Annotated in this window: 16 protein-coding genes; 9 read left to right on the plus strand and 7 right to left on the minus strand. The window is 60.4% G+C overall.

Annotated features, from left to right (window positions below; all coding sequences use genetic code 11):
• The first annotated feature begins 92 nt into the window (after nt 1–92).
• Nucleotides 93–953 (plus strand): DMT family transporter, encoded by an 861-nt coding sequence (locus BT204_RS15920; protein WP_072447446.1) that lies wholly within the window; start codon nt 93–95, stop codon nt 951–953.
• Nucleotides 954–1,083: 130 nt separating this feature from the next.
• Here the strand turns inward: BT204_RS15920 and BT204_RS15925 are convergent, their stop codons facing one another.
• Entirely contained in the window at nt 1,084–1,968 is an 885-nt protein-coding gene (locus BT204_RS15925) for a DMT family transporter (RefSeq protein WP_072447448.1), read from the minus strand.
• A 161-nt stretch (nt 1,969–2,129) separates the two neighbouring features.
• On the opposite strand from BT204_RS15925, the gene aceK reads away from it, so the two are divergent.
• The 5 genes from aceK (at nt 2,130) to BT204_RS15960 (ending at nt 10,300) form a co-directional block, all read left to right on the plus strand.
• Complete coding sequence (aceK, locus tag BT204_RS15930; protein WP_072447450.1) at nt 2,130–3,830, plus strand: bifunctional isocitrate dehydrogenase kinase/phosphatase; 1,701 nt, start codon at nt 2,130–2,132, stop codon at nt 3,828–3,830.
• 134 nt (nt 3,831–3,964) lie between these two features.
• A complete protein-coding gene (gene hrpA, locus BT204_RS15935) occupies nt 3,965–7,876 on the plus strand; it encodes an ATP-dependent RNA helicase HrpA (protein ID WP_072447452.1) in 3,912 nt (1,303 codons plus the stop codon).
• A 312-nt stretch (nt 7,877–8,188) separates the two neighbouring features.
• Nucleotides 8,189–9,310 carry a beta-ketoacyl-ACP synthase III gene (locus BT204_RS15945; protein WP_072447456.1) on the plus strand — a complete coding sequence of 374 codons (1,122 nt, stop codon included), beginning with the start codon at nt 8,189–8,191 and terminating at the stop codon, nt 9,308–9,310.
• Between the two features lie 145 nt (nt 9,311–9,455).
• The gene (locus BT204_RS15955; protein ID WP_057976213.1) at nt 9,456–10,070 is read left to right on the plus strand and encodes an RNA polymerase sigma factor; all 615 of its coding nucleotides are present in this window, start codon (nt 9,456–9,458) and stop codon (nt 10,068–10,070) included.
• Nucleotides 10,064–10,300, plus strand: coding sequence for an anti-sigma factor family protein (locus tag BT204_RS15960; RefSeq protein WP_014719432.1), 237 nt, complete (start codon nt 10,064–10,066; stop codon nt 10,298–10,300). The genes BT204_RS15955 and BT204_RS15960 overlap by 7 nt, the downstream gene beginning before the upstream one ends.
• 135 nt (nt 10,301–10,435) lie before the next feature.
• Here BT204_RS15960 and BT204_RS15965 read toward each other — a convergent pair whose 3' ends face one another.
• The gene (locus BT204_RS15965) at nt 10,436–11,758 is read right to left on the minus strand and encodes a putative porin (RefSeq protein ID WP_003193136.1); all 1,323 of its coding nucleotides are present in this window, start codon (nt 11,756–11,758) and stop codon (nt 10,436–10,438) included.
• A 285-nt stretch (nt 11,759–12,043) separates the two neighbouring features.
• On the opposite strand from BT204_RS15965, the gene BT204_RS15970 reads away from it, so the two are divergent.
• Nucleotides 12,044–13,177 (plus strand): GNAT family N-acetyltransferase, encoded by a 1,134-nt coding sequence (locus tag BT204_RS15970; RefSeq protein WP_054897842.1) that lies wholly within the window; start codon nt 12,044–12,046, stop codon nt 13,175–13,177.
• A gap of 120 nt (nt 13,178–13,297) precedes the next feature.
• On the opposite strand, the gene aqpZ is transcribed toward BT204_RS15970, so the two are convergent.
• The 5 genes from aqpZ to BT204_RS15995 all read right to left on the minus strand — a co-directional run bounded on the left by aqpZ (nt 13,298) and on the right by BT204_RS15995 (nt 18,398).
• Nucleotides 13,298–13,999 (minus strand): aquaporin Z, encoded by a 702-nt coding sequence (aqpZ, locus tag BT204_RS15975; protein WP_054897841.1) that lies wholly within the window; start codon nt 13,997–13,999, stop codon nt 13,298–13,300.
• Nucleotides 14,000–14,174: 175 nt separating this feature from the next.
• Nucleotides 14,175–16,007, minus strand: coding sequence for an ABC transporter ATP-binding protein (locus BT204_RS15980; protein ID WP_054897840.1), 1,833 nt, complete (start codon nt 16,005–16,007; stop codon nt 14,175–14,177).
• A gap of 82 nt (nt 16,008–16,089) precedes the next feature.
• On the minus strand, nt 16,090–16,653 hold the full coding sequence (locus tag BT204_RS15985; protein WP_034128293.1) for a peptidylprolyl isomerase: 564 nt from the start codon (nt 16,651–16,653) through the stop codon (nt 16,090–16,092).
• Nucleotides 16,654–16,656: 3 nt separating this feature from the next.
• Nucleotides 16,657–17,460 (minus strand): alpha/beta fold hydrolase, encoded by an 804-nt coding sequence (locus BT204_RS15990; RefSeq protein ID WP_072447458.1) that lies wholly within the window; start codon nt 17,458–17,460, stop codon nt 16,657–16,659.
• Between the two features lie 14 nt (nt 17,461–17,474).
• Nucleotides 17,475–18,398, minus strand: a complete 924-nt coding sequence (locus tag BT204_RS15995; RefSeq protein ID WP_003193120.1) for a PA3225 family LysR-type transcriptional regulator — start codon at nt 18,396–18,398, stop codon at nt 17,475–17,477.
• A gap of 49 nt (nt 18,399–18,447) precedes the next feature.
• Here BT204_RS15995 and BT204_RS16000 point away from each other — a divergent pair, with 49 nt between their 5' ends.
• Nucleotides 18,448–18,762, plus strand: coding sequence for a hypothetical protein (locus BT204_RS16000; RefSeq protein ID WP_054897838.1), 315 nt, complete (start codon nt 18,448–18,450; stop codon nt 18,760–18,762).
• A gap of 151 nt (nt 18,763–18,913) precedes the next feature.
• Entirely contained in the window at nt 18,914–19,513 is a 600-nt protein-coding gene (locus tag BT204_RS16005; RefSeq protein WP_072447459.1) for an FMN-dependent NADH-azoreductase, read from the plus strand.
• Nucleotides 19,514–19,539: the final 26 nt, after the last annotated feature.

The following is a 19,539-nucleotide window of genomic DNA, read 5'->3' on the forward strand; positions in this document are numbered from 1 at the left end:
CGATTCGCTGTTGCCCGTGCCTGCCTGAAAAAACCTACTGAAATTCAGTTTTTTACTGAGTCGGCTTTTTTGCCTGATAACAGGTGGTAACCATGTCTGTGCTTTCGAAACAATCCGTGGCCGCGGCGGCCTCGACGAGCGTGTTTGTCTTGCTGTGGAGCAGCGGGGCGATCTTCTCCAAGTTGGGCCTGGCCCATGCGTCGCCCTTTGCCTTTCTGTTGATCCGGTTTGCCATTGCCCTGATGGGGTTGGTAGTGCTGGTCCCGCTCCTCAAGTTGAAGCTGCCACGTCCCGGCAAGCCGCTGCTGTATGCGGCGGCGACGGGCCTGGTTTTGCTGGGGGCCTATCAGATCTTCTATCTGCTGGCCCTGGACCTCAACGTCACCCCTGGGGTGATGGCGACCATCATGGGTGTGCAGCCGATCCTCACCGTGGTGCTGATGGAGCGCCAACGCTCCTGGCGCCGGCTGTTCGGCCTGGGGTTGGGGTTGGCGGGCTTGATCATGGTGGTGTACCAGGGCATCGGGTTGGCGGGCATGTCCCTGGCCGGGATGGTGTTCGGGCTGCTGGCGCTGGCGAGCATGACGTTTGGCTCGATCATGCAAAAGCGCATCACCGACAATCCTTTGGGCACGCTGCCACTGCAATACTTGGCCGGGCTGTTGCTGTGCGGAGTGTTCGTGCCGTTCCAGCCGTTCCACTTCGAGCACAGTGCAGGCTTTTACCTGCCGGTGCTGTGGATGGGCTTGGTGGTGTCGGTGCTGGCGACGCTGTTGCTGTATCGGCTGATTGCCCGCGGCAACCTGGTGAATGTCACCAGTTTGTTCTATCTGGTGCCGGCGGTGACCGCGGTGATGGACTACCTGATCTTCGGTAACCGCCTGGCGCTGTTGAGCGTGCTGGGAATGGCGTTGATCATTGTCGGCTTGGTCTTCGTGTTCCGTAAGAGCTAGAAACCACCCCTGTAGGAGCGAGCTAGCTGTTGCGAGCAAGCTTGCTTGCGCTGGGGTGCGAAGCGCCCCCAGGAGCTTGCGACTGCTACGCAGTCGAGCGGGAGCAAGCTCCCTCGCCACAGGGGCGCTCCTACAGTTTTTGCGGGCGCAACACCAACCACAACGCCCCGGCAATCAATACACCACCATACAGATGAGCCATGGACAGCGGCTCATCCAACAACAACGCCCCCCACAACACGCCGAACGCCGGAATCATGAAGGTCACGGTCATTGACTTGACCGGGCCGATGGATGACAGCAGGCGGAAGTACAGGATGTAGGCGAACGCCGTACATACCAGCCCCAATCCCAGCAGCGACACCCACACCTGCCAGCCGCCCCAACTCGCCGGTGGCTGGGTGATGGCGCTGAAGGCGAAGAACGGCAGCAAAAACAACGTAGCACCCAGCATACTGCCCAAGGCAGAGAGACGACTGTCCAACCCGCCGCGCTGATCCAGCCAGCGTCGCGCCAGGAAACCGGCGAAGCCATAGCAGGTGGTCGCCAGCAGGCACGCTAATGCGCCCATTAACAGTTCCAGATCAAATGCCACCGGCCCTGCGCGGGTGAGCACGGCAACACCAAGCAGACCCAAGGCCACACCCGCTATTTTTGCCGGCGTCAGGCGTTCGCTGAAAAACAACCCGCCGATCAGCACACCCATCAGCGGTGTAGTGGCGTTGAAAATCGCCGAATAACCCGCCGGCAGTACCTGCGCCGCCACCGAGTACATCGTCGCGGGAATCCCCGAGTTGATCACGCCCAGCAGCAGGACCGTCTTGAACTTGCCCTGGAAATCCCAGCTCACGCGCAGCATCGCCAGGATCACCAATAGGCCCGCGGCGGCAATCGACACGCGGAAAAACGCGGTGGGCACCGTGCCGATTTCCGGCGCGATGATGCGCATGAACAGGAAACTCGCGCCCCAGATGGCAGCCAGCCCCAGCAGATACAGGGTGTCAACAGGTCTCACGGAAAACTCCTATGCCAATCGGGCGCAGAAGTGTTGCCCAGCGGGCAGGTCGGCACAATGGCTAATTGCAGTCAGTTTGCCCCCGTGCAAAATCATTCTTCTCCTGCCTCGGTTCACTGGCTAAGCTCTGGGCTTCCAGATACCCGTTCGAGGTTTCCCGCATGTCGCAGTCCGCCCTCGCTATCGCCCGGATGATCCTCGACGGTTTCGACGATTACCGTGAGCACTTCCGCCAGATCACCGATGGCGCCCGTGAGCGTTTCGAGAAGGCCCAGTGGCAGCAGGGGCAGGCCGCGTCGGCGGCGCGCATCAATCTCTATGAGGAGAAAGTCGCTGAGGTGACTACCCGTCTGCGCGCCAGTTTCGACCCTGCTGGATTGCAGGACATCGGCCAGTGGCCCTTGGTAAAAAGCGCTTATATCGGTTTGATCGACCTGCGCTTTGACGATGAGCTGTCGGAGACCTGGTACAACTCGATCTTCTGCGGCCTGTTCAGCCATGACCTGATCAGTGACGGCTGCATGTTCATCCATACCACCCGGCCTAGCCTGCGTCGGGCGCGGGCGGCGCAAACCCGTATCTACACGCCGGCCGGTAAAATAGCGGACATGCTGGCGCAGGTCTTCTCTGACTACAGCTTCAGCGAGCCCTACGCCGACCTGCCCGCCGACCTGCGCCGCCTCGAAGCCCAGTTGCGGGAAAACCTGCCGGATTGGGTGTGCAAGGACCCGGACCTCAAGGTCGAGTTGTTTTCCTCAGTGCTGTACCGCAACAAAGGCGCCTACCTCGTGGGGCGTATCTACACCCGCGACGAACAATGGCCGTTGGTGATTCCGCTGCTGCACCGCGAAGGGCGTGGCATCCAGATCGATGCGTTGATCACTGACGAAGCCGACGTGTCGATCATCTTCTCGTTCACCCGTTCCTATTTCATGGTCGATGTACCCGTGCCAGCGGAATTCATCGGCTTTCTCAAGCGCATCCTGCCGGGCAAGCACATTGCCGAGTTGTACACCTCCATCGGTTTCTACAAGCACGGCAAATCCGAGTTCTACCGCGCGCTGATCAACCACCTGGCCACCACCGACGACCAGTTCATCATGGCCCCCGGCGTGCGCGGCATGGTCATGAGCGTGTTCACGCTGCCGGGTTTCAATACGGTGTTCAAGATCATCAAGGACCGCTTCTCGCCGTCAAAAAACGTCAACCGCGCCACGGTGATCGAAAAGTACCGCCTGGTGAAAAGCGTCGACCGGGTAGGGCGCATGGCCGACACCCAGGAGTTCGCCGACTTCCGCTTCCCCTTGAGCAAGTTCGAGCCCGAGTGCCTGGCCGAGCTGCTGGAAGTCGCCGCCGGTACCGTCGAAGTGGAGGGCGACACCGTGCTCATCCGCCACTGCTGGACCGAGCGACGCATGACCCCGCTCAACCTCTACCTCGACAACGCCAACCCCGCCCAGGTGCGCGAAGCATTGGAGGATTACGGCCTGGCGATCAAGCAACTGGCGGCGGCGAATATCTTCCCCGGCGACATGTTGCTGAAGAACTTTGGCGTCACCCGCCACGGCCGCGTGGTGTTCTACGACTACGACGAAATCTGCTTTCTCACCGAAGCCAACTTCCGCCATATTCCCGCGCCGCGCACCCCCGAGGATGAAATGGCCTCCGAGCCCTGGTATTCCATCGGCCCGCTGGATGTGTTCCCCGAAGAGTTCCCGCCGTTCCTGTTTGCCGACGCCGGGCAGCGCCGGTTGTTCGATGAGCTGCATGGCGAGTTGTACAACGCTGACTACTGGAAGGGCCTGCAGGACGCGATTCGTGCCGGCAAGGTGATCGACGTGTTCCCTTATAAGAGGAAATAGCAGCCATAAGCTGCAAGCTGCAAGGGGCAAGTGAAAGTAGGTCTGCCCTTACTTGCTGCTTGAAGCTTGCCGCTAGCAGCTGCTTTTCTGCGACAATCCGCCCCCTGCATAAATAGACGACCCAAACGCACCTGATGACTGACCAAGCACCCACCATCGACCAACTGCTCAAAACCCTCGATCACGCCATGCTCGCCGACCGCCACCGCTTGCGCCGGCAGTTGCTTGAGCTGCGCAAGAAGCCCGACGAGGACAAGTTGGCGCAGTGGGTGGCGCGCATGCAGGCATCGTGCGCGCAGGTCACGGCGCGGCGCGCCAGCCTGCCGGTGATTCGCTACGACGACAGCCTGCCGATTGCTGCCAAGCGCGATGAGATCAAGGACGCGCTGAACAAGCACCAGGTGCTGATCATTGCCGGTGAGACCGGCTCGGGTAAAACCACGCAGTTGCCGAAAATCTGCCTGGAAATCGGCCGTGGCCAGTTCGGCCTGATCGGCCACACCCAGCCGCGCCGGATCGCGGCGCGCAGTGTCGCCAGCCGCGTCGCTGAAGAGCTGGCCACGCCATTGGGTGCGCTGGTCGGTTACCAAGTGCGCTTCGAAGACCAGAGTGACTCCAACACCCTGATCAAGCTGATGACCGACGGCATCCTGCTGGCCGAAACCCAGAACGACCGCTACCTCGAGCGCTACGACACGATCATCGTCGACGAAGCCCACGAACGCAGCCTGAACATCGATTTCCTGCTCGGCTACCTCAAGACCCTGTTGCCGCGTCGCCCCGACCTGAAAGTCATCATCACCTCGGCCACCATCGACCTGGAGCGCTTTTCCAAGCACTTCGACGATGCGCCGATTGTCGAGGTGTCGGGCCGTACCTTCCCGGTGGACACCTGGTATCGCCCACTCACCCTAGAACAGGACGAGGAGGGCAACCGCGTCGAGGACGACCTGACCGTCGACCAGGCGATCCTTGCCACCCTTGATGAAATCGCCGCCTATGAGCGCAGCGAACGGCGCAGTCCTGGCGATGTATTGGTGTTCCTGCCCGGCGAGCGCGAGATTCGTGACGCGGCCGACATGCTGCGCAAGGCCCAGCTCAAGCACACCGAGATTTTGCCGTTGTACGCACGGCTGTCGCCGGCCGAGCAGCAGCGCATTTTCCAGTCCCACCCGGGCCGGCGCGTGGTACTGGCGACCAACGTCGCGGAAACCTCGCTGACCGTGCCGGGCATTCGCTACGTGATCGACAGCGGCACCGCGCGCATCAGCCGCTACAGCTACCGCGCCAAGGTGCAGCGTTTGCCCATCGAGGCGATTTCCCAGGCCAGCGCCAACCAGCGTAAAGGCCGTTGCGGCCGGGTTGAGCCGGGTATTTGCGTGCGCTTGTACAGCGAAGAAGACTTTATCGGGCGCCCGGAATTTACCGACCCGGAGATCCTGCGCACCAACCTCGCTGCTGTGATCCTGCAGATGCTGCACCTGCGCCTGGGAGAGATCACCGATTTCCCGTTTATCGAACCGCCGGATGGCAAGGCCATCAGCGACGGTTTCAACCTGCTGCAAGAACTCTCGGCGGTCGACCGCAACAGCCAGCTCACGCCGTTGGGCCGCCAGCTTGCCCGCTTGCCGGTGGACCCGCGCATGGGCCGCATGTTGCTGGAAGCGGCCAAGCTGGGCAGTTTGCAGGAAGTGTTGATCGTCGCCAGCGCCATGTCGATCCAGGACCCGCGCGAGCGCCCACCGGAGCGTCAACAAGCGGCCGACCAGGCCCACGCACAGTGGAAAGACCCGGATTCGGACTTCGCCGGGCTGGTCAACCTGTGGCGCGGTTTCGAGGAGCAGCGCCAGGAACTGACCGCCAGCCCGTTGCGCAACTGGTGCCGCAAAAACTTCCTCAACTACTTGCGCCTGCGCGAGTGGCGCGACTCCCATCGCCAGTTGAGCCTCATCTGCCGCGACATGCAGTTGAGCATCAATAAAGAACCAGCAGACTTCCCAAAATTGCACAAGGCGGTACTGTCCGGCCTGCTCAGCCAGATTGGCCAGAAGACCGAAGACGGCGATTACCTCGGGGCGCGCCAGCGTCGCTTCTGGATTCACCCGTCTTCGGGCATCGGCAAGAAGCGCCCGCAATGGCTGATGACCGCTGAACTGGTGGAAACCACCAAGCTCTATGCACGCATGGTGGCGAAAATCGACGCCGACTGGATCGAGCCGCTGGCCGGGCATCTGATCAAGAAGAACCACTTCGAACCCCATTGGGAGAAGAAGCGTGGCCAGGTGGTGGCCTTTGAGCAGATCACCCTGTTCGGGCTGATCGTGGTCGGGCGCCGGCCGGTGCATTACGGGCCGATTGACCCGGTGGTGTCCCGTGAGTTGTTTATCCGTGAAGGCCTGGTGCGCGGCGAGATTCAGTCCCGTGCCAAGTGCCTGACGGCCAACCAGAAACTGCTGGAGCAACTCGACGAGCTGGAAGCCAAGGCCCGCCGTCGCGACATCCTGGCCGACGAAGAAACCCTGTACGCCTTCTACGATGCGCGCCTGCCCGCAGAGATTCACCAGACCGCCACCTTTGACAGTTGGTACAAGGTCAACAGCCAGAAAGACCCGCAACTGCTGATCATGCGTGAAGAAGACGTACTGGCCCGCGAGGCCAGTGAAGTCACCGCCGCGCATTACCCGGACACCTTGCACCTGGGCGACCTGGCCCTGGCCTTGAGTTACCACTTCGAACCCAACCACCCCCGTGACGGCGTGACCCTGCGGGTGCCGGCGCCGTTGTTGCCGGCGTTGCCAGCCGAGCGCCTGGAGTGGCTGGTGCCGGGGTTGATCGAAGCCAAGTGCATCGCTCTGGTGCGCAACTTGCCCAAGGCGCTGCGCAAAAACTTCGTGCCGGTGCCGGACTTCGTCAAGGCTGCGCTGCAACGTATCGAATTCGGCCAGGGCTCTCTGCCCCAGGCGCTGGGGCGTGAATTGCTGCGCATGACCGGTGCGCGGGTCAGCGATGAGGCGTGGGCCGAGGCGGCGCAACAGGTGGAAAACCACCTGAAGATGAACCTGGAAGTGGTCGACGGCCAGGGCAAGTTCCTCGGCGAAGGCCGTGACTTGGCCGAGCTCACCGCACGGTTCGCCGAAGCCAGCCAGGCGGCCTTGGCCGTGCCGCAAACCGCGAAAAGCCAGCAGCCGGTAGAGGCCAAGGTGTTTGCGGCGGTGGCGGAAAAGACCCAGCAGAACATCGCCGGCCTGTCGATGACGGTGTATCCGGCACTGGTGGAAGAGAACGGCACGGTCAAGGAGGGGCGCTTCTCCACCGCTGCCGAAGCCGAGTTCCAGCACCGTCGCGCCTTGCAGCGCCTGCTGATGCAGCAATTGGCGGAGCCGGCGAAATTCCTGCGCGGCAAATTGCCGGGCCTGACCGAACTGGGCTTGATGTACCGTGAACTGGGGCGAATCGACGCGCTGGTGGAAGACATCCTGCTGGCCAGCCTCGATACCTGTGTACTTGAAGGCGAAGCCAGCCTGCCACGCGATGGCGCTGGCCTGGCAGCCTTGGCTGAACGCAAGCGCGGCAGTTGGACTGAGCACGCCGAACGCCTCGCGCGCCTGACCCTGGAAGTGCTGAAACTCTGGCACGGCCTGCAAAAACGCTTCAAAGGCAAGATCGACCTGGCCCAGGCCGTGGCCTTGAACGATATCAAGCAGCAACTGAGCAACCTGGTGTATCCAGGTTTTGTGCGGGAAACCCCGGCGCAGTGGTTCAAGGAGCTGCCGCGTTTCCTCAAGGCCATTGAACTGCGCCTGGAAAAACTGCCGAGCCAGGTGCAAAAGGACCGCGTGTGGAGCAGCGAATTGGGCGGCCTGTGGGCGCAGTACCAGAACCGCCTGAACAAACACACCCAGGAAGGCAAGCGCGACCCGCAGTTGGAGCTATACCGCTGGTGGCTGGAGGAATACCGGGTGTCGCTGTTTGCTCAGCAGTTGGGCACCAAGGTACCGATTTCCGATAAACGCCTGAGCAAGCAATGGAGCCAGGCAGAGCCCTGAACCCCTGGCCCACTTGTAGGAGTGAGCTTGCTCGCGAAAAACGTCAACGATAACGCGGCTCTCCTGAATAAACGCGGCGCCTGTGAGTTTTTCGCGAGCAAGCTCGCTCCTACAGGTATGAGGACAAACCTCTCCCACAATTGGATGTTTGTCTGGCATATGGCGCCAAATCACCGGCGTTGTGGCAAACTTCGCGGTTATAAGATTAGATAAAGCGTTGCCAGTTTGATGCCTGCTGGACGGAATCAAACGACTTACAGTTTGGTACGACGGTACCAATATCTTCTGCCTGACAGATTTAGAGGAACGACCGTGCATAACGTCGTCATCAGCGGCACTGGCCTGTACACCCCGGCCAACAGCATCTCCAACGAAGAGCTGGTGCAGTCTTTCAATGCCTACGTACAACAGTTCAACGCCGACAACGCCGCCGCTATCGAACGTGGCGAGGTGCAGGCGCTGACCGAGTCGAGCGCGGCATTCATCGAAAAGGCATCCGGCATCAAGAGCCGTTTTGTGATGGACAAGGACGGCATCCTCGATCCGCAGCGCATGGCGCCGCGCCTGCCCGAGCGCAGCAACGACGAATGGTCGGTGCTTTGTCAGATGGCCATCGGTGCCGCCGAACAAGCCCTGCAGCGCGCCGGCAAGACTGTCGCCGACATTGATGGCGTGATTGTCGCCTGCTCCAACCTGCAACGCGCCTACCCGGCGATCGCCATCGAAGTCCAGGAAGCCTTGGGTATCCAGGGTTTCGGCTTCGACATGAACGTGGCGTGTTCCTCGGCCACCTTCGGCATTCAGAACGCGGCCAATAGCATCCAGTTGGGCCAGGCCCGGGCGATCCTGATGGTCAACCCGGAAGTCTGCACCGGCCACCTGAACTTTCGTGACCGTGACAGCCATTTCATCTTCGGTGATGCCGCCACGGCGGTGATCCTGGAGCGTGCTGACCTGGCGACGTCCGAACATCAGTTCGACGTGGTGAGCACCAAGCTGCTGACCAAGTTTTCCAACAACATTCGCAACAACTTCGGCTTTCTCAACCGCACGGCGGAAGAGGGCATCGGCGCCCCCGACAAGCTGTTCGTGCAGGAAGGCCGCAAGGTATTCCGTGATGTCTGCCCGATGGTGGCCGAATTGATCGGTGAGCACTTGGCAGAAAACCAGCTGAGTGTGACTGATGTGAAGCGTTTCTGGCTGCACCAGGCCAACCTGAGCATGAATCACTTGATCGTGAAAAAATTGCTGGGACGCGAGGCATCGGTGGAAGAAGCGCCGGTGATCCTCGATACTTACGCCAATACCAGCTCGGCCGGCTCGGTGATTGCGTTTCACACTTATCAGGATGACCTGCCCAAGGGCGCGGTTGCCGTACTCAGCTCCTTTGGCGCCGGGTATTCGATTGGCAGTGTGATCCTGCGCAAACGCTGAGTGTGTGGCCGGACGCGATCTACTGTGGGAGCTGGCTTGCCTGCGAAGGCATCGGCTCGGTGTGCCTGAATCACCGAGTTGTCTGGATCGCAGGCAAGCCAGCTCCCACATTGAGCGTATTTCCACGGCAATATTGAGGTAATCGATGGCAGCAGCGGACGATGCGCACCTGCTTGAACGCCTGCTCAAGGGTGAGCAGCGGGCTTATAAGGATTTGGTCAACACTTACCAGAGTGCGATGCGCGCAGTGGCGTATGCCATCGTCGGCCAGCGCCATGCCGAGGAGGTGGTGCAAGATGCCTGGCTCTCGGTGGTGCGCAACCTGGCCAAGTTCGAAGGGCGATCGAGCCTCAAGACATGGTTATTGACGATCACTGCCAACTCCGCAAAGAGCCGTTACAAACAAAATCGTCGGGAAGTCCTTCTCGACGATTTGCCCTCACCCCACGGCACCATTGGCGATGACCGCTTCAGCCCGGATGATGGCCATTGGGCTGTCGCCCCTTACGCTTGGCACCAAGACACCCCGGAAGCGCTGCTGACCGAAGATGAACTGCGCAAATGCCTGGAGCATACGATTCTGAGTTTGTCCGAATTGCAAAGCAGTGTGCTGGTCCTGCGTGAACGCCAGGGCCTGGAACTGGAAGAAATCTGTAATCTTCTGACCCTTTCACTCTCCAACGTCCGTGTGCTGTTGCATCGAGCGCGGCTTAAAGTCTTCGCCACGGTGGAGCATTTTGAGGAAACGGGCGAATGTTGACCTGTAAAGAACAAGTAGCGCGTTCCAGTGACTATCTCGATGGGCAATTGACCTTTCGGGAGCGTCTGCTGGTGCGTCATCACTTGATGTTTTGTCCGAACTGCCGGCGCTTTATCCGTCAGATGCGCCTGATGCAGGCAACGCTCAAGCGTATGCCGCAGGAGCCGGTGGAGGGTGTTGATGCGCTGGCCGAACAACTGGCCGCCGAGCGGCGTAAAGACATCATGTAGGAGCGAGCTTGCTGTGGCGAGGGAGCTTCTTGCTCCCGCTCGACTGCGCAGCAGTCGCAGGCTTTTGGGGGCGCTTCGCACCCCAGCGCAAGCAAGCTTGCTCGCCACAGCAAGCTCGCTCCTACATGCTAAGCGTTAGAACTTGGCTTCAGCATCCAGCTGCAAGGTGTTGGTATCGGCATCCCGCTGGGTCCGGCTGGCGAAGTCAGCCTTGGTCAGGAAGTAGGTGGCGCCGATGGCGAAGTTCTTGTCGATGTCATAGCTGACTTTCATCTTGTGACCGCGCGAGCCGGTGGTGCCGTTGGCGAAGTCCGAATCGGTGAAGGCGCCTACGACGGCGTTACGTTGAACGTCGCGGTAGTTGTAGTCCAGGTTCAAACCGAACACCTTGGACTTGGCACCCAGCAACCAGGCGGTGTCCTGGTCGGTCACCGCATCGTTGTTTTTCACGTACTGGCCGTAGAACGACAGCGGCACGGCCAGGCCACCGATGTCTGCTTGCGCAAAGCCTTCGTACAAGCGGAATTCATTGTTGGCCGAGTTGCCGTTGACCGCCAATGCGCAAGGCGTGGTGGTGGTTGTGCAGCGGCTGTCTTCGTCATTCTTGTAGGCGTAGATGCTGCCGCCCAAGGTCATTTTCAGGTTGTCGGTGACCGAGAACCGCGTGCCCAACTGGCCGGACGTCAGGCGCAGGTCATGGCGAAATTGCACGCCGTCACCGTCCACGTTGTCCTTGAGGTTGTAGTTACCCAGGCTACCGAACAGCTCAGCGCTGCTACCCAGTGGGTATTTGTAGGTGACGGCCAGGCCTTCAGGGTTGATGTCGCTATCCCAGATCACATCGCCCATGTTCACCCACGGCTGCAGCATCTTGCCGCCGATCACGTGCAGATTCTTGATCTGGTCCGGGTGGTAGTCGATGTAGCCGAGGTCCAGCCAGATCGACTTCTTATCGAAGTAACCATCCTGGTCTTGGTTGGTGGAGCGTGCATCATCGCCGCCGCCGGTGGCGATACGGATACCAGTGTCCACCTGCGGGTTGATTTCGGTGTAGGCACCCAGGCGGGCACGAATGCGTTGACGGTCTTTGTCACGCCCACCGTTGTTGGGCTCGCCGTCGATCTTGATGGTTTCCTGGCGGAAGCGCACGTCACCCTTGAACTGGGTCTTGGCTGCCCAAGCCAATTTCTGGTCGAAGCTGCTCAGCTCGTTGGTTTTTTTCGCAGTGGCCGCGATCTGCTCGTTGGTCTCTTGTTGAGCCTGGCGTGCGATCTGCTGCTCTTTCTGATCCCTGGCCAGTTCCATTTGCAGTTCGGTGTACTGCGCCGCGGTGATCTGGCCGTTGGCCTTGAGCATGTCGAGCAATTTAGCGTCGACTGCAGCGCTGGCCGGAACGCTCAGTGCCAGCAACAGGCCGCCACACAGGACCGCCGCAGTTTTAGTGGAAGCAAGACGCATATCAATCTCCGAAAGTGAGGAGGGAGGGCAACACCCTCCAGGACACAACCGACCCATGACGGACGGAAAAAATGTCGCCCGGTAGACCCGGACGCTCTAAAAACTGGCGTCAGTATCGCGACCGTTTATGACGGAGTAGTGGCTAAGTGATTTCATCTAGATGACAAATCGTTACGCAACGGAACTAAGGGTTTTGACGTCTGTCCGCGTGTTTTGAGGATGTGTGCGCGGCTGTGATCAGCGATACTCCCCAGGTTTTCATGCCAAGAAACAATGAGGATGCCGATGCCGCTGCAACGCCTGGACAGCCTGTCCGATATCGCTGCGCACACGTGGGATGCCCTGATGCCACAGGCCCAGCCGTTTATGCAGCATGGGTTTCTCAGTGCGCTGGAAGACAGCGCCAGCATCGGCCCGCATTCGGGCTGGCAGACGGAGCACTTGCTGCACTGGGAAGGCGACCGGTTGATGGCGGCATTGCCGGGTTATCGCAAATGGCATTCTTATGGCGAGTACGTGTTCGATCACGGCTGGGCCGACGCTTGCGAGCGCGCCGGCATCGACTATTACCCCAAGTTGCTGACGGCCGTGCCGTTCAGCCCGGTCGGTGGGCCGCGCGTATTGGCTGCCAGTGCCGCAGACGCTTTCGAATTGCTTAATAGCCTGCCGGGGTATCTGGAGATCGAGGGCCTGTCGAGCGCCCATATCAACTTTACCGATGCCCTCGCCGATGAAGCCATGGCCCAACACCCCGGCTGGTTGCAACGCTTGGGTTGTCAGTTTCATTGGCAGAACCGTGGTTACCGCGACTTCCAGGATTTCCTCGACGCCCTGAGTTCACGCAAGCGCAAACAGATGCGCAAAGAGCGCGAACAAGTGGCAGGGCAGGGTATCGAGTTCGAGTGGTTGCAAGGCCATGAGCTGAGCGAATCCCAGTGGGATTTTGTTTACGCCTGCTACGCCAACACCTACGCGGTGCGTCGGCAATCGCCCTACCTGACCCGCGTATTTTTCAGCTTGTTGGCTGAGCGCATGCCGGCAGCCATACGCGTAGTCTTGGCCAAACAAGGCACGCGCCCGGTGGCCATGGCCTTCAGCCTGCTCGGTGGCGACAGCTTCTATGGTCGCTACTGGGGTTGCCTGGCGGAATTCGACCGCCTGCATTTCGAAACCTGTTTCTACCAGGGCATGGACTACGCCATCGCCCACGGCCTGCAACGCTTCGATGCAGGTGCCCAGGGTGAGCACAAATTGATTCGCGGGTTTGAGCCGGTGATTACGCGGTCATGGCACTACCTGCGCCACCCGGGGTTGAAGAACGCTGTGGAAGATTTTCTTGAGCGCGAACGGGTGGGGGTTCTGGCGTATGCCGAAGAGGCGAGGGCGGCCCTGCCTTATCGGCACTCTGACGGCACGTGAAACACCCTGTAGGAGCGAGCTTGCTCGCGAAGAACGTGCAGACGACGCGGGATTACAGCTGTATGCACCGCGTCATCGTTGGCGTTTTTCGCGAGCAAGCTCGCTCCTGCAGGGATTGGGTCAAGCTGTTTTTTCTGCACCCACCCATCGGTACGTAATGCCGCCGATCACCGCGCCGAGGATGGGCGCGAGCCAGAACAGCCACAATTGCTGCAGCGCCCAGCCGCCGACAATCAACGCAGGCCCTGTGCTGCGGGCCGGGTTGACCGAGGTGTTGGTCACCGGGATGGAGATCAGGTGGATCAGCGTCAGCCCCAGGCCGATGGCGATGGGCGCGAAGCCTGCCGGGGCTCGACGGTCGGTGGCGCCAAGGATGATCAGCACGAACATCGCCGTCATCACCAGCTCACAGACAAAGCCTGCCGCCATTGAATAACCACCGGGTGAATGCTCGCCATAACCATTGCTTGCCAGCCCGGAGGCCAGTTCGAACCCGGGTTTGCCGCTGGCGATGAAGTACAGCAGTGCGGCGGCGATGGCGCCACCGATCACTTGCGACACGATGTAGGCCGGCAACTCCCTGGCCGGGAATCTGCCGCCGACCACCAACCCCACCGAGACGGCCGGGTTAAGGTGACAGCCGCTGATATGCCCGATGGCAAATGCCATGGTCAGCACCGTGAGCCCGAAAGCCAGGGACACCCCGAGCAGGCCGATGCCGACGTTGGGGAACGCTGCGGCCAACACCGCACTCCCGCAGCCACCCAACACCAGCCAAAACGTACCCAGTCCTTCCGTTACGGAACGTTTGAACAGTGACATGAACACTTCCTTAGATTGCTCTATCTGATTAACGGTCTGTGTGGCTTCCCTGCTGCCTTAAATCAGGGCCCTCCTGGGGCCTGATTGCAGTACAGCAGGATTGTCTCGCAAGACCAGCCAGATAGAGAAAGCTGTCAGAATTGTTCGGAATTGAGCGGGGCTTTACCCAGCAAAATCAGTCTATGCCGACAAAACCCCCGGTCTGATGCTGCCATAACCGCGAATAAAGCCCGCCGTATGCCAGTAACTCGGAATGGCTGCCGCTTTCGGCAATCTGGCCTTTTTCCAGCACCACCAGGCGGTCCATTCGTGCGATGGTCGACAACCGGTGTGCAATTGCGATCACCGTCTTGCCCTGCATCAGGGTTTCCAGGCTCTCCTGGATCGCCGCTTCCACTTCAGAGTCCAGCGCAGAGGTGGCTTCGTCCATGATCAGGATCGGTGCGTCCTTGAGCAGCACACGGGCGATAGCGATACGCTGGCGTTGCCCGCCGGAGAGTTTCACCCCGCGTTCACCCACATGGGCATCCAGCCCGGTGCGGCCCTCGGAATCCGACAGCAGCGGGATGAATTCATCGGCGCGGGCCTTGTGCACCGCCGCCCACAGTTCTTCGTCTGTCGCGTCGGGCTTGCCATACAGCAGGTTGTCGCGGATCGAGCGGTGCAGCAACGAGGTGTCTTGGGTGATCATGCCGATTTGTGCGCGCAGGCTCTCCTGGGCGACCTCGGCGATGTCCTGGCCGTCGATGAGGATGCGCCCGCCCTGCAGGTCGTAAAGGCGCAGCAGCAGGTTGACCAGCGTCGACTTGCCCGCGCCGGATGGGCCGATCAAGCCGATCTTTTCCCCGGCCTTGATCTCAAGGTTGAGGCCGCCAATGATTCCGCTCTTCTTGCCGTAGTGGAAGTCCACTTGCTCAAAGCGTACCTGGCCGTGGGGCACCGTCAGGCGCGGAGCGTTTTCCCGATCGATAACGGCCAGTGGCTGGGCGATGGTCTTCAGGCCGTCTTGCACAATGCCGATGTTTTCGAAGATGCCGTTGACCACCCACATGATCCAGCCGGACATGTTGACGATGCGGATCACCAGGCCGGTGGCCAGGGCAATCGCGCCCACGGAAATCAGCGACTGGGTCCACAGCCACAGGGCCAGGCCAGTAGTGGTGACGATCAGCAGGCCGTTCAGAATACAGATCACGGTGTCCATGCTGGTGAGCACGCGGGCGGCCAGTTGGGTTTTTTCGGTCTGCTCGATGATCGCTTGCTTGGCGTATTCCTGTTCGTTCTGCGTATGGGCGAACAGCTTCAAAGTGGTGATATTGGTGTAGCCGTCGACGATTCGGCCCATCAGTTTGGAGCGCGCCTCGGAGGAAATCACCGAGCGTTCTTTCACCCGAGGTACGAAGTAACGCAGGGCCAGGCTGTAGCAAACGATCCAGGTGATCAGCGGAATCATCAGCCGCCAGTCGGCCTCGGCAAACAACACCAGGGCACTGATGGCGTAGATCGACACGTGCCAGATAGCCTCCGCGGTCGCCACCGCCGAGTCACGCAAGGAGTTGCCGGTTTGCATGATCCGCTGGGCGATGCGCCCGGCGAAATCGTTTTGAAAGAAATTCAGGCTCTGCTTGAGCACGTAGCTGTGGTTCTGCCAGCGAATCAGGCTGGTCATGCCAGGGTTGATGGTCTGGTGCACCAGCAAGTCATGCAGGCCGTTGAAGAGCGGGCGCAACAACAGGGCGACCACGGCCATCCAGATCAGCTCGGCGCTGTGGATCTGGAAAAAATTCGCCGGTGGCGTGCCCTGGGCCAGGTCGATGATGCGGCTCAGGTAGCTGAACAACGCAACTTCGATCAGGGCGCCGACCAGCCCCACCACCAGCAGCGCGGCGAAGCACGGCCACACCTGGCGCAGGTAATAGAGATAGAAGGGCAGGACTTTTTCGGGAGGGGCCGCGCTGGGGGCGTCGCGGAAAATATCGATCAGTTGTTCAAAACGACGATAGAGCATTAGGTTTGACGCCCGCCGGGCGGGCTCTCCTTTCAAAGGTGCACGGTGCCATGCGGGCACCGTGCAAAGCTGCCTGCGGACCTCAGTCGATGCGCTTGGCCGACTTGATGATCACAGGATCGATAGGCACGTTCTGCATGCCTTGCTTGGTGGTGGTCTGGGAGTTGACGATGATGTCTACCACGTCCATGCCCTTGACCACTTTGGCGAACACGGCATAACCGGCATCGCGGCCCGGGTCGAGGAAGGCATTGTCGGCCACGTTGATGAAGAATTGGCTGGTGGCCGAGTTCGGGTCATTGGTGCGAGCCATGGACAAGGTGCCACGCACGTTATGCAGGCCATTGCTGGCTTCGTTCTTGATCGGTGCTTCGGTCGGCTTTTGCGCCATTTGCTGGGTGAACCCGCCGCCCTGGACCATGAAGCCGGGGATCACGCGGTGAAAGATCGTGTTGGTGTAGAAGCCCTTGTCGACATAGGCCAGGAAGTTCTTGGTGCTGATCGGCGCCTTGACCGGGTCCAGTTCGATTTCAATCTGGCCGTTGGTGGTGTCGAGCAACACGTGTGGCGCCTTGGCCGGCTCGGCCGCCATCAGGTTGGCAGCGAACAGGGCGGAACCGGCAAAGAAGGCGATTTTTTTCAGCATGGGTCAGTGATCCTGGGTAGTGGTTTCGACGGTCTTTAGAAACTCGAGCAAGGTCGCGTTAAAGACCTCGGGTTGATCCAAGGGCGTGGCATGGCGGGAATCTTCGATGACCACCAGCCGCGCATCGGGCAGCAGTTTTACATAGATTTCTTTCTGCGCCACGGGGGTGTAGTCATGGTCGGCGCTGATGACCAGGGTTGGACAGGCAATTCTCGACAGTTGTTCCTGCACGCCCCAGCCCACGATGGCGTCGAAGCTGGCGAGATAAGCACGTTTGTCGTTGCTTGCCCAGCGTTCGGCCATCTTGCGGCGCAGGTCGGCCTGCTCCGGTTTTGGGAACAGCCGATCGCCCAAGGCCTTGCCGATGGTGCCCAGGCTGAGCACGCGGGCCAGGGTCCAGCGTTTGGCCCACTGCCAATAGTCGTCGGCACTGCGCACCTTGACCTCAGGCGCGCTGTTGACGATGCACAGGCTTTTGACCCGCAGGGGTTCATCCACCGCCAGTTGGAAGGCGATCATGCCGCCCATGGATAAACCCACCACGTGGGCCGCTGGCAGGTCCAGGTGTTCGATCAGGGCGACCAGGTCGAAGGTAAACCCTTTGATGCTGTAGCACTCCCGGGGTTTGTCCGAGCGACCATGGCCGCGCACGTCAACCACGATCAGGCGGTAGTGCCGGGCGAGTACCGGTACTTGCAGTTCCCAATCCTGGCTGCTGGAGCCCAGGCCGTGAATCAGGATCAGGGGGTTGCCATGGCCGTATTCCTCGTAATGCAGGCTGCAGCCTTCATGATCGAACCAGGCCATGGATGAACTCCGTTTCAGGCTTGTTGGGGGGCGGCAAAGGGCGCGTCCAGGGGAGCGGTGTCAAAGGTGCGCAGCAATTCCACGAGGATCTGCGTGGCGGGCCCCAAGGGTTTGTCTTTGTTGGAGTACAGGTAAAACGTCGGGTTGCGACTGCCACCTTTTTCCAGGGGAAGCTGCTTGAGCACGCCTTCCTTGAGTTCGCGCTCGATCATGTGCCGGGGCAGCCAGGCAAAGCCCAGGCCGCTGCCGACGAAGGTGGCGGCAGTAGCGAGGCTGCCGACGGTCCAGCGCTGTTCGGCGCCTAGCCAGCCGACGTCGCGCGGTTGTTGGCGGCCGGAGTCACGGATCACCACCTGCATCTGGCTCTCCAGGTCGTGGAAACTCAGCTCACGGTTGAGGCGATGCAGCGAGTGATCGGGGTGGGCCACGGCGACGAACTCCACATCGCTCATTTCCGTGCCCAGGTAGCCCGGGATGATAAACCCGCAAATGGCCAGGTCCGCCATGCCGTCGAGCAGCAACTCTTCGACGCCGGACAGCACTTCTTCGCGCAGGCGCACCCGGCAGCCACGGCTTTGGGGCATAAAGGCGGTCAGCGCGCGAACGAGGCGTGCGCTGGGGTAGGCGGCATCCACCACCAGGCGCACTTCGGCTTCCCAGCCCTGCTCCATGTGATGGGCGAGGTCTTCCAGTTGGCTGGCGTTTTTCACCAGTTGGCGGGAGCGGCGCAGCAGCACTTCACCGGCTTCGGTCAGCACCGCCTTGCGCCCGTCGATACGCAGCAAGGGGACGCCGAGTTGGTCCTGCATGCGCGCTACGGTGTAGCTCACTGAAGATTGCGAACGGTGCAGCGCTTCGGCGGCTTGGGCAAAGCCGCCATGATCGACCACGGCTTGCAAGGTGCGCCATTGATCGAGGGTAACGCGGGGCGCTTTCAAGATGAGCTCCTCTTGTCCTAAGCTGGCGGTCCTTATTGGAGACTGCCGAATGAGAAAATTGTGTTGTGTGTTGCTGGCGCTGCTGCCGATGAGTGCGTTTGCCTACCCTATCGACGTGACGAAAAAGATTGATGGCGTGAGCATTGATTACACCGCCTCCGATGTGGACGGCGACATCAGTTCGATCCAGCTGAACAACTACGGTACCCAGGACGCGGTGTGCAAGGTTACCTTCACCAACGGCCCGGAATCGCCACGCCGTCGTACCGTGACCGTGCCTGCTGGCAAAAGCACTAACACCACGGTCAAGTTCAACCGCTCCATCATCAAGATGCGTATTGCCTTGGACTGCGCGCCAAAATAATGCAACAGCGGAGCACGCCCACAGGAATACTCCGCTTATAAACAAATTTGTAGATGGGTTATAGCAGTTTTTTGCGCTTTTTTATCGAATGGGCCCTGGTTAACCTTCTCTCCATCGACTTACAGCAATTACCGATGGAGCCTACGAAGCCATGTCCAATGTTCTGATCATCGAAAGCAGTGCGCGCCAGCAGGATTCCATTTCCCGCCAGCTCACCCAACAGTTCATCAGCCAATGGCAAGTCGCCCATCCGGCAGACCACATCACCGTGCGCGACGTCGCGCTCAATCCGGTACCCCACTTGGATGTCAACCTGTTGGGCGGTTGGATGAAACCGGCGGAGCAGCGTAACGACGACGAACAGGTGTCCCTGGACCGCTCCAACGAGTTGACTGACGAACTGCTGGCCGCCGACGTGTTGGTGATGGCCGCGCCGATGTACAACTTCGCTATCCCCAGCACCCTCAAAGCCTGGCTGGATCACGTGTTGCGGGCCGGTGTGACTTTCAAATACACCGCCACTGGGCCCCAGGGCCTGTTGACCGGCAAGCGCGCCATCGTGCTCACCGCACGCGGCGGTATTCACACGGGTGCTACCTCGGATCACCAGGAACCGTACCTGCGCCAGGTCATGGCATTTATTGGCATTCATGACGTCACCTTCATTCACGCCGAAGGCGTCAACCTGGGCGGCGACTTCCAGGAGAAGGGCGTCAATCACGCCAAGGCACTGCTGGCCCAGGTGGCCTGAGGCGTTAATCGTCAGATAATCCCGTG

This window comes from Pseudomonas sp. NFPP02, from assembly GCF_900119355.1.
Lineage (GTDB): Bacteria > Pseudomonadota > Gammaproteobacteria > Pseudomonadales > Pseudomonadaceae > Aquipseudomonas > Aquipseudomonas paracarnis.

Bases quoted from the DNA above. Each gene is read 5' to 3' on its own strand.
- BT204_RS15920 (WP_072447446.1), top strand. From the start codon at position 93: ATGTCTGTGCTTTCGAAACAATCCGTGGCCGCGGCGGCCTCGACGAGC.
- aceK (WP_072447450.1), top strand. From the start codon at position 2,130: ATGTCGCAGTCCGCCCTCGCTATCGCCCGGATGATCCTCGACGGTTTC.
- hrpA (WP_072447452.1), top strand. From the start codon at position 3,965: ATGACTGACCAAGCACCCACCATCGACCAACTGCTCAAAACCCTCGAT.
- BT204_RS15955 (WP_057976213.1), top strand. From the start codon at position 9,456: ATGGCAGCAGCGGACGATGCGCACCTGCTTGAACGCCTGCTCAAGGGT.
- BT204_RS15960 (WP_014719432.1), top strand. From the start codon at position 10,064: ATGTTGACCTGTAAAGAACAAGTAGCGCGTTCCAGTGACTATCTCGAT.
- BT204_RS15965 (WP_003193136.1), bottom strand. From the start codon at position 11,758: ATGCGTCTTGCTTCCACTAAAACTGCGGCGGTCCTGTGTGGCGGCCTG.
- BT204_RS15970 (WP_054897842.1), top strand. From the start codon at position 12,044: ATGCCGCTGCAACGCCTGGACAGCCTGTCCGATATCGCTGCGCACACG.
- aqpZ (WP_054897841.1), bottom strand. From the start codon at position 13,999: ATGTCACTGTTCAAACGTTCCGTAACGGAAGGACTGGGTACGTTTTGG.
- BT204_RS15980 (WP_054897840.1), bottom strand. From the start codon at position 16,007: ATGCTCTATCGTCGTTTTGAACAACTGATCGATATTTTCCGCGACGCC.
- BT204_RS15985 (WP_034128293.1), bottom strand. From the start codon at position 16,653: ATGCTGAAAAAAATCGCCTTCTTTGCCGGTTCCGCCCTGTTCGCTGCC.
- BT204_RS15990 (WP_072447458.1), bottom strand. From the start codon at position 17,460: ATGGCCTGGTTCGATCATGAAGGCTGCAGCCTGCATTACGAGGAATAC.
- BT204_RS16000 (WP_054897838.1), top strand. From the start codon at position 18,448: ATGAGAAAATTGTGTTGTGTGTTGCTGGCGCTGCTGCCGATGAGTGCG.
- BT204_RS16005 (WP_072447459.1), top strand. From the start codon at position 18,914: ATGTCCAATGTTCTGATCATCGAAAGCAGTGCGCGCCAGCAGGATTCC.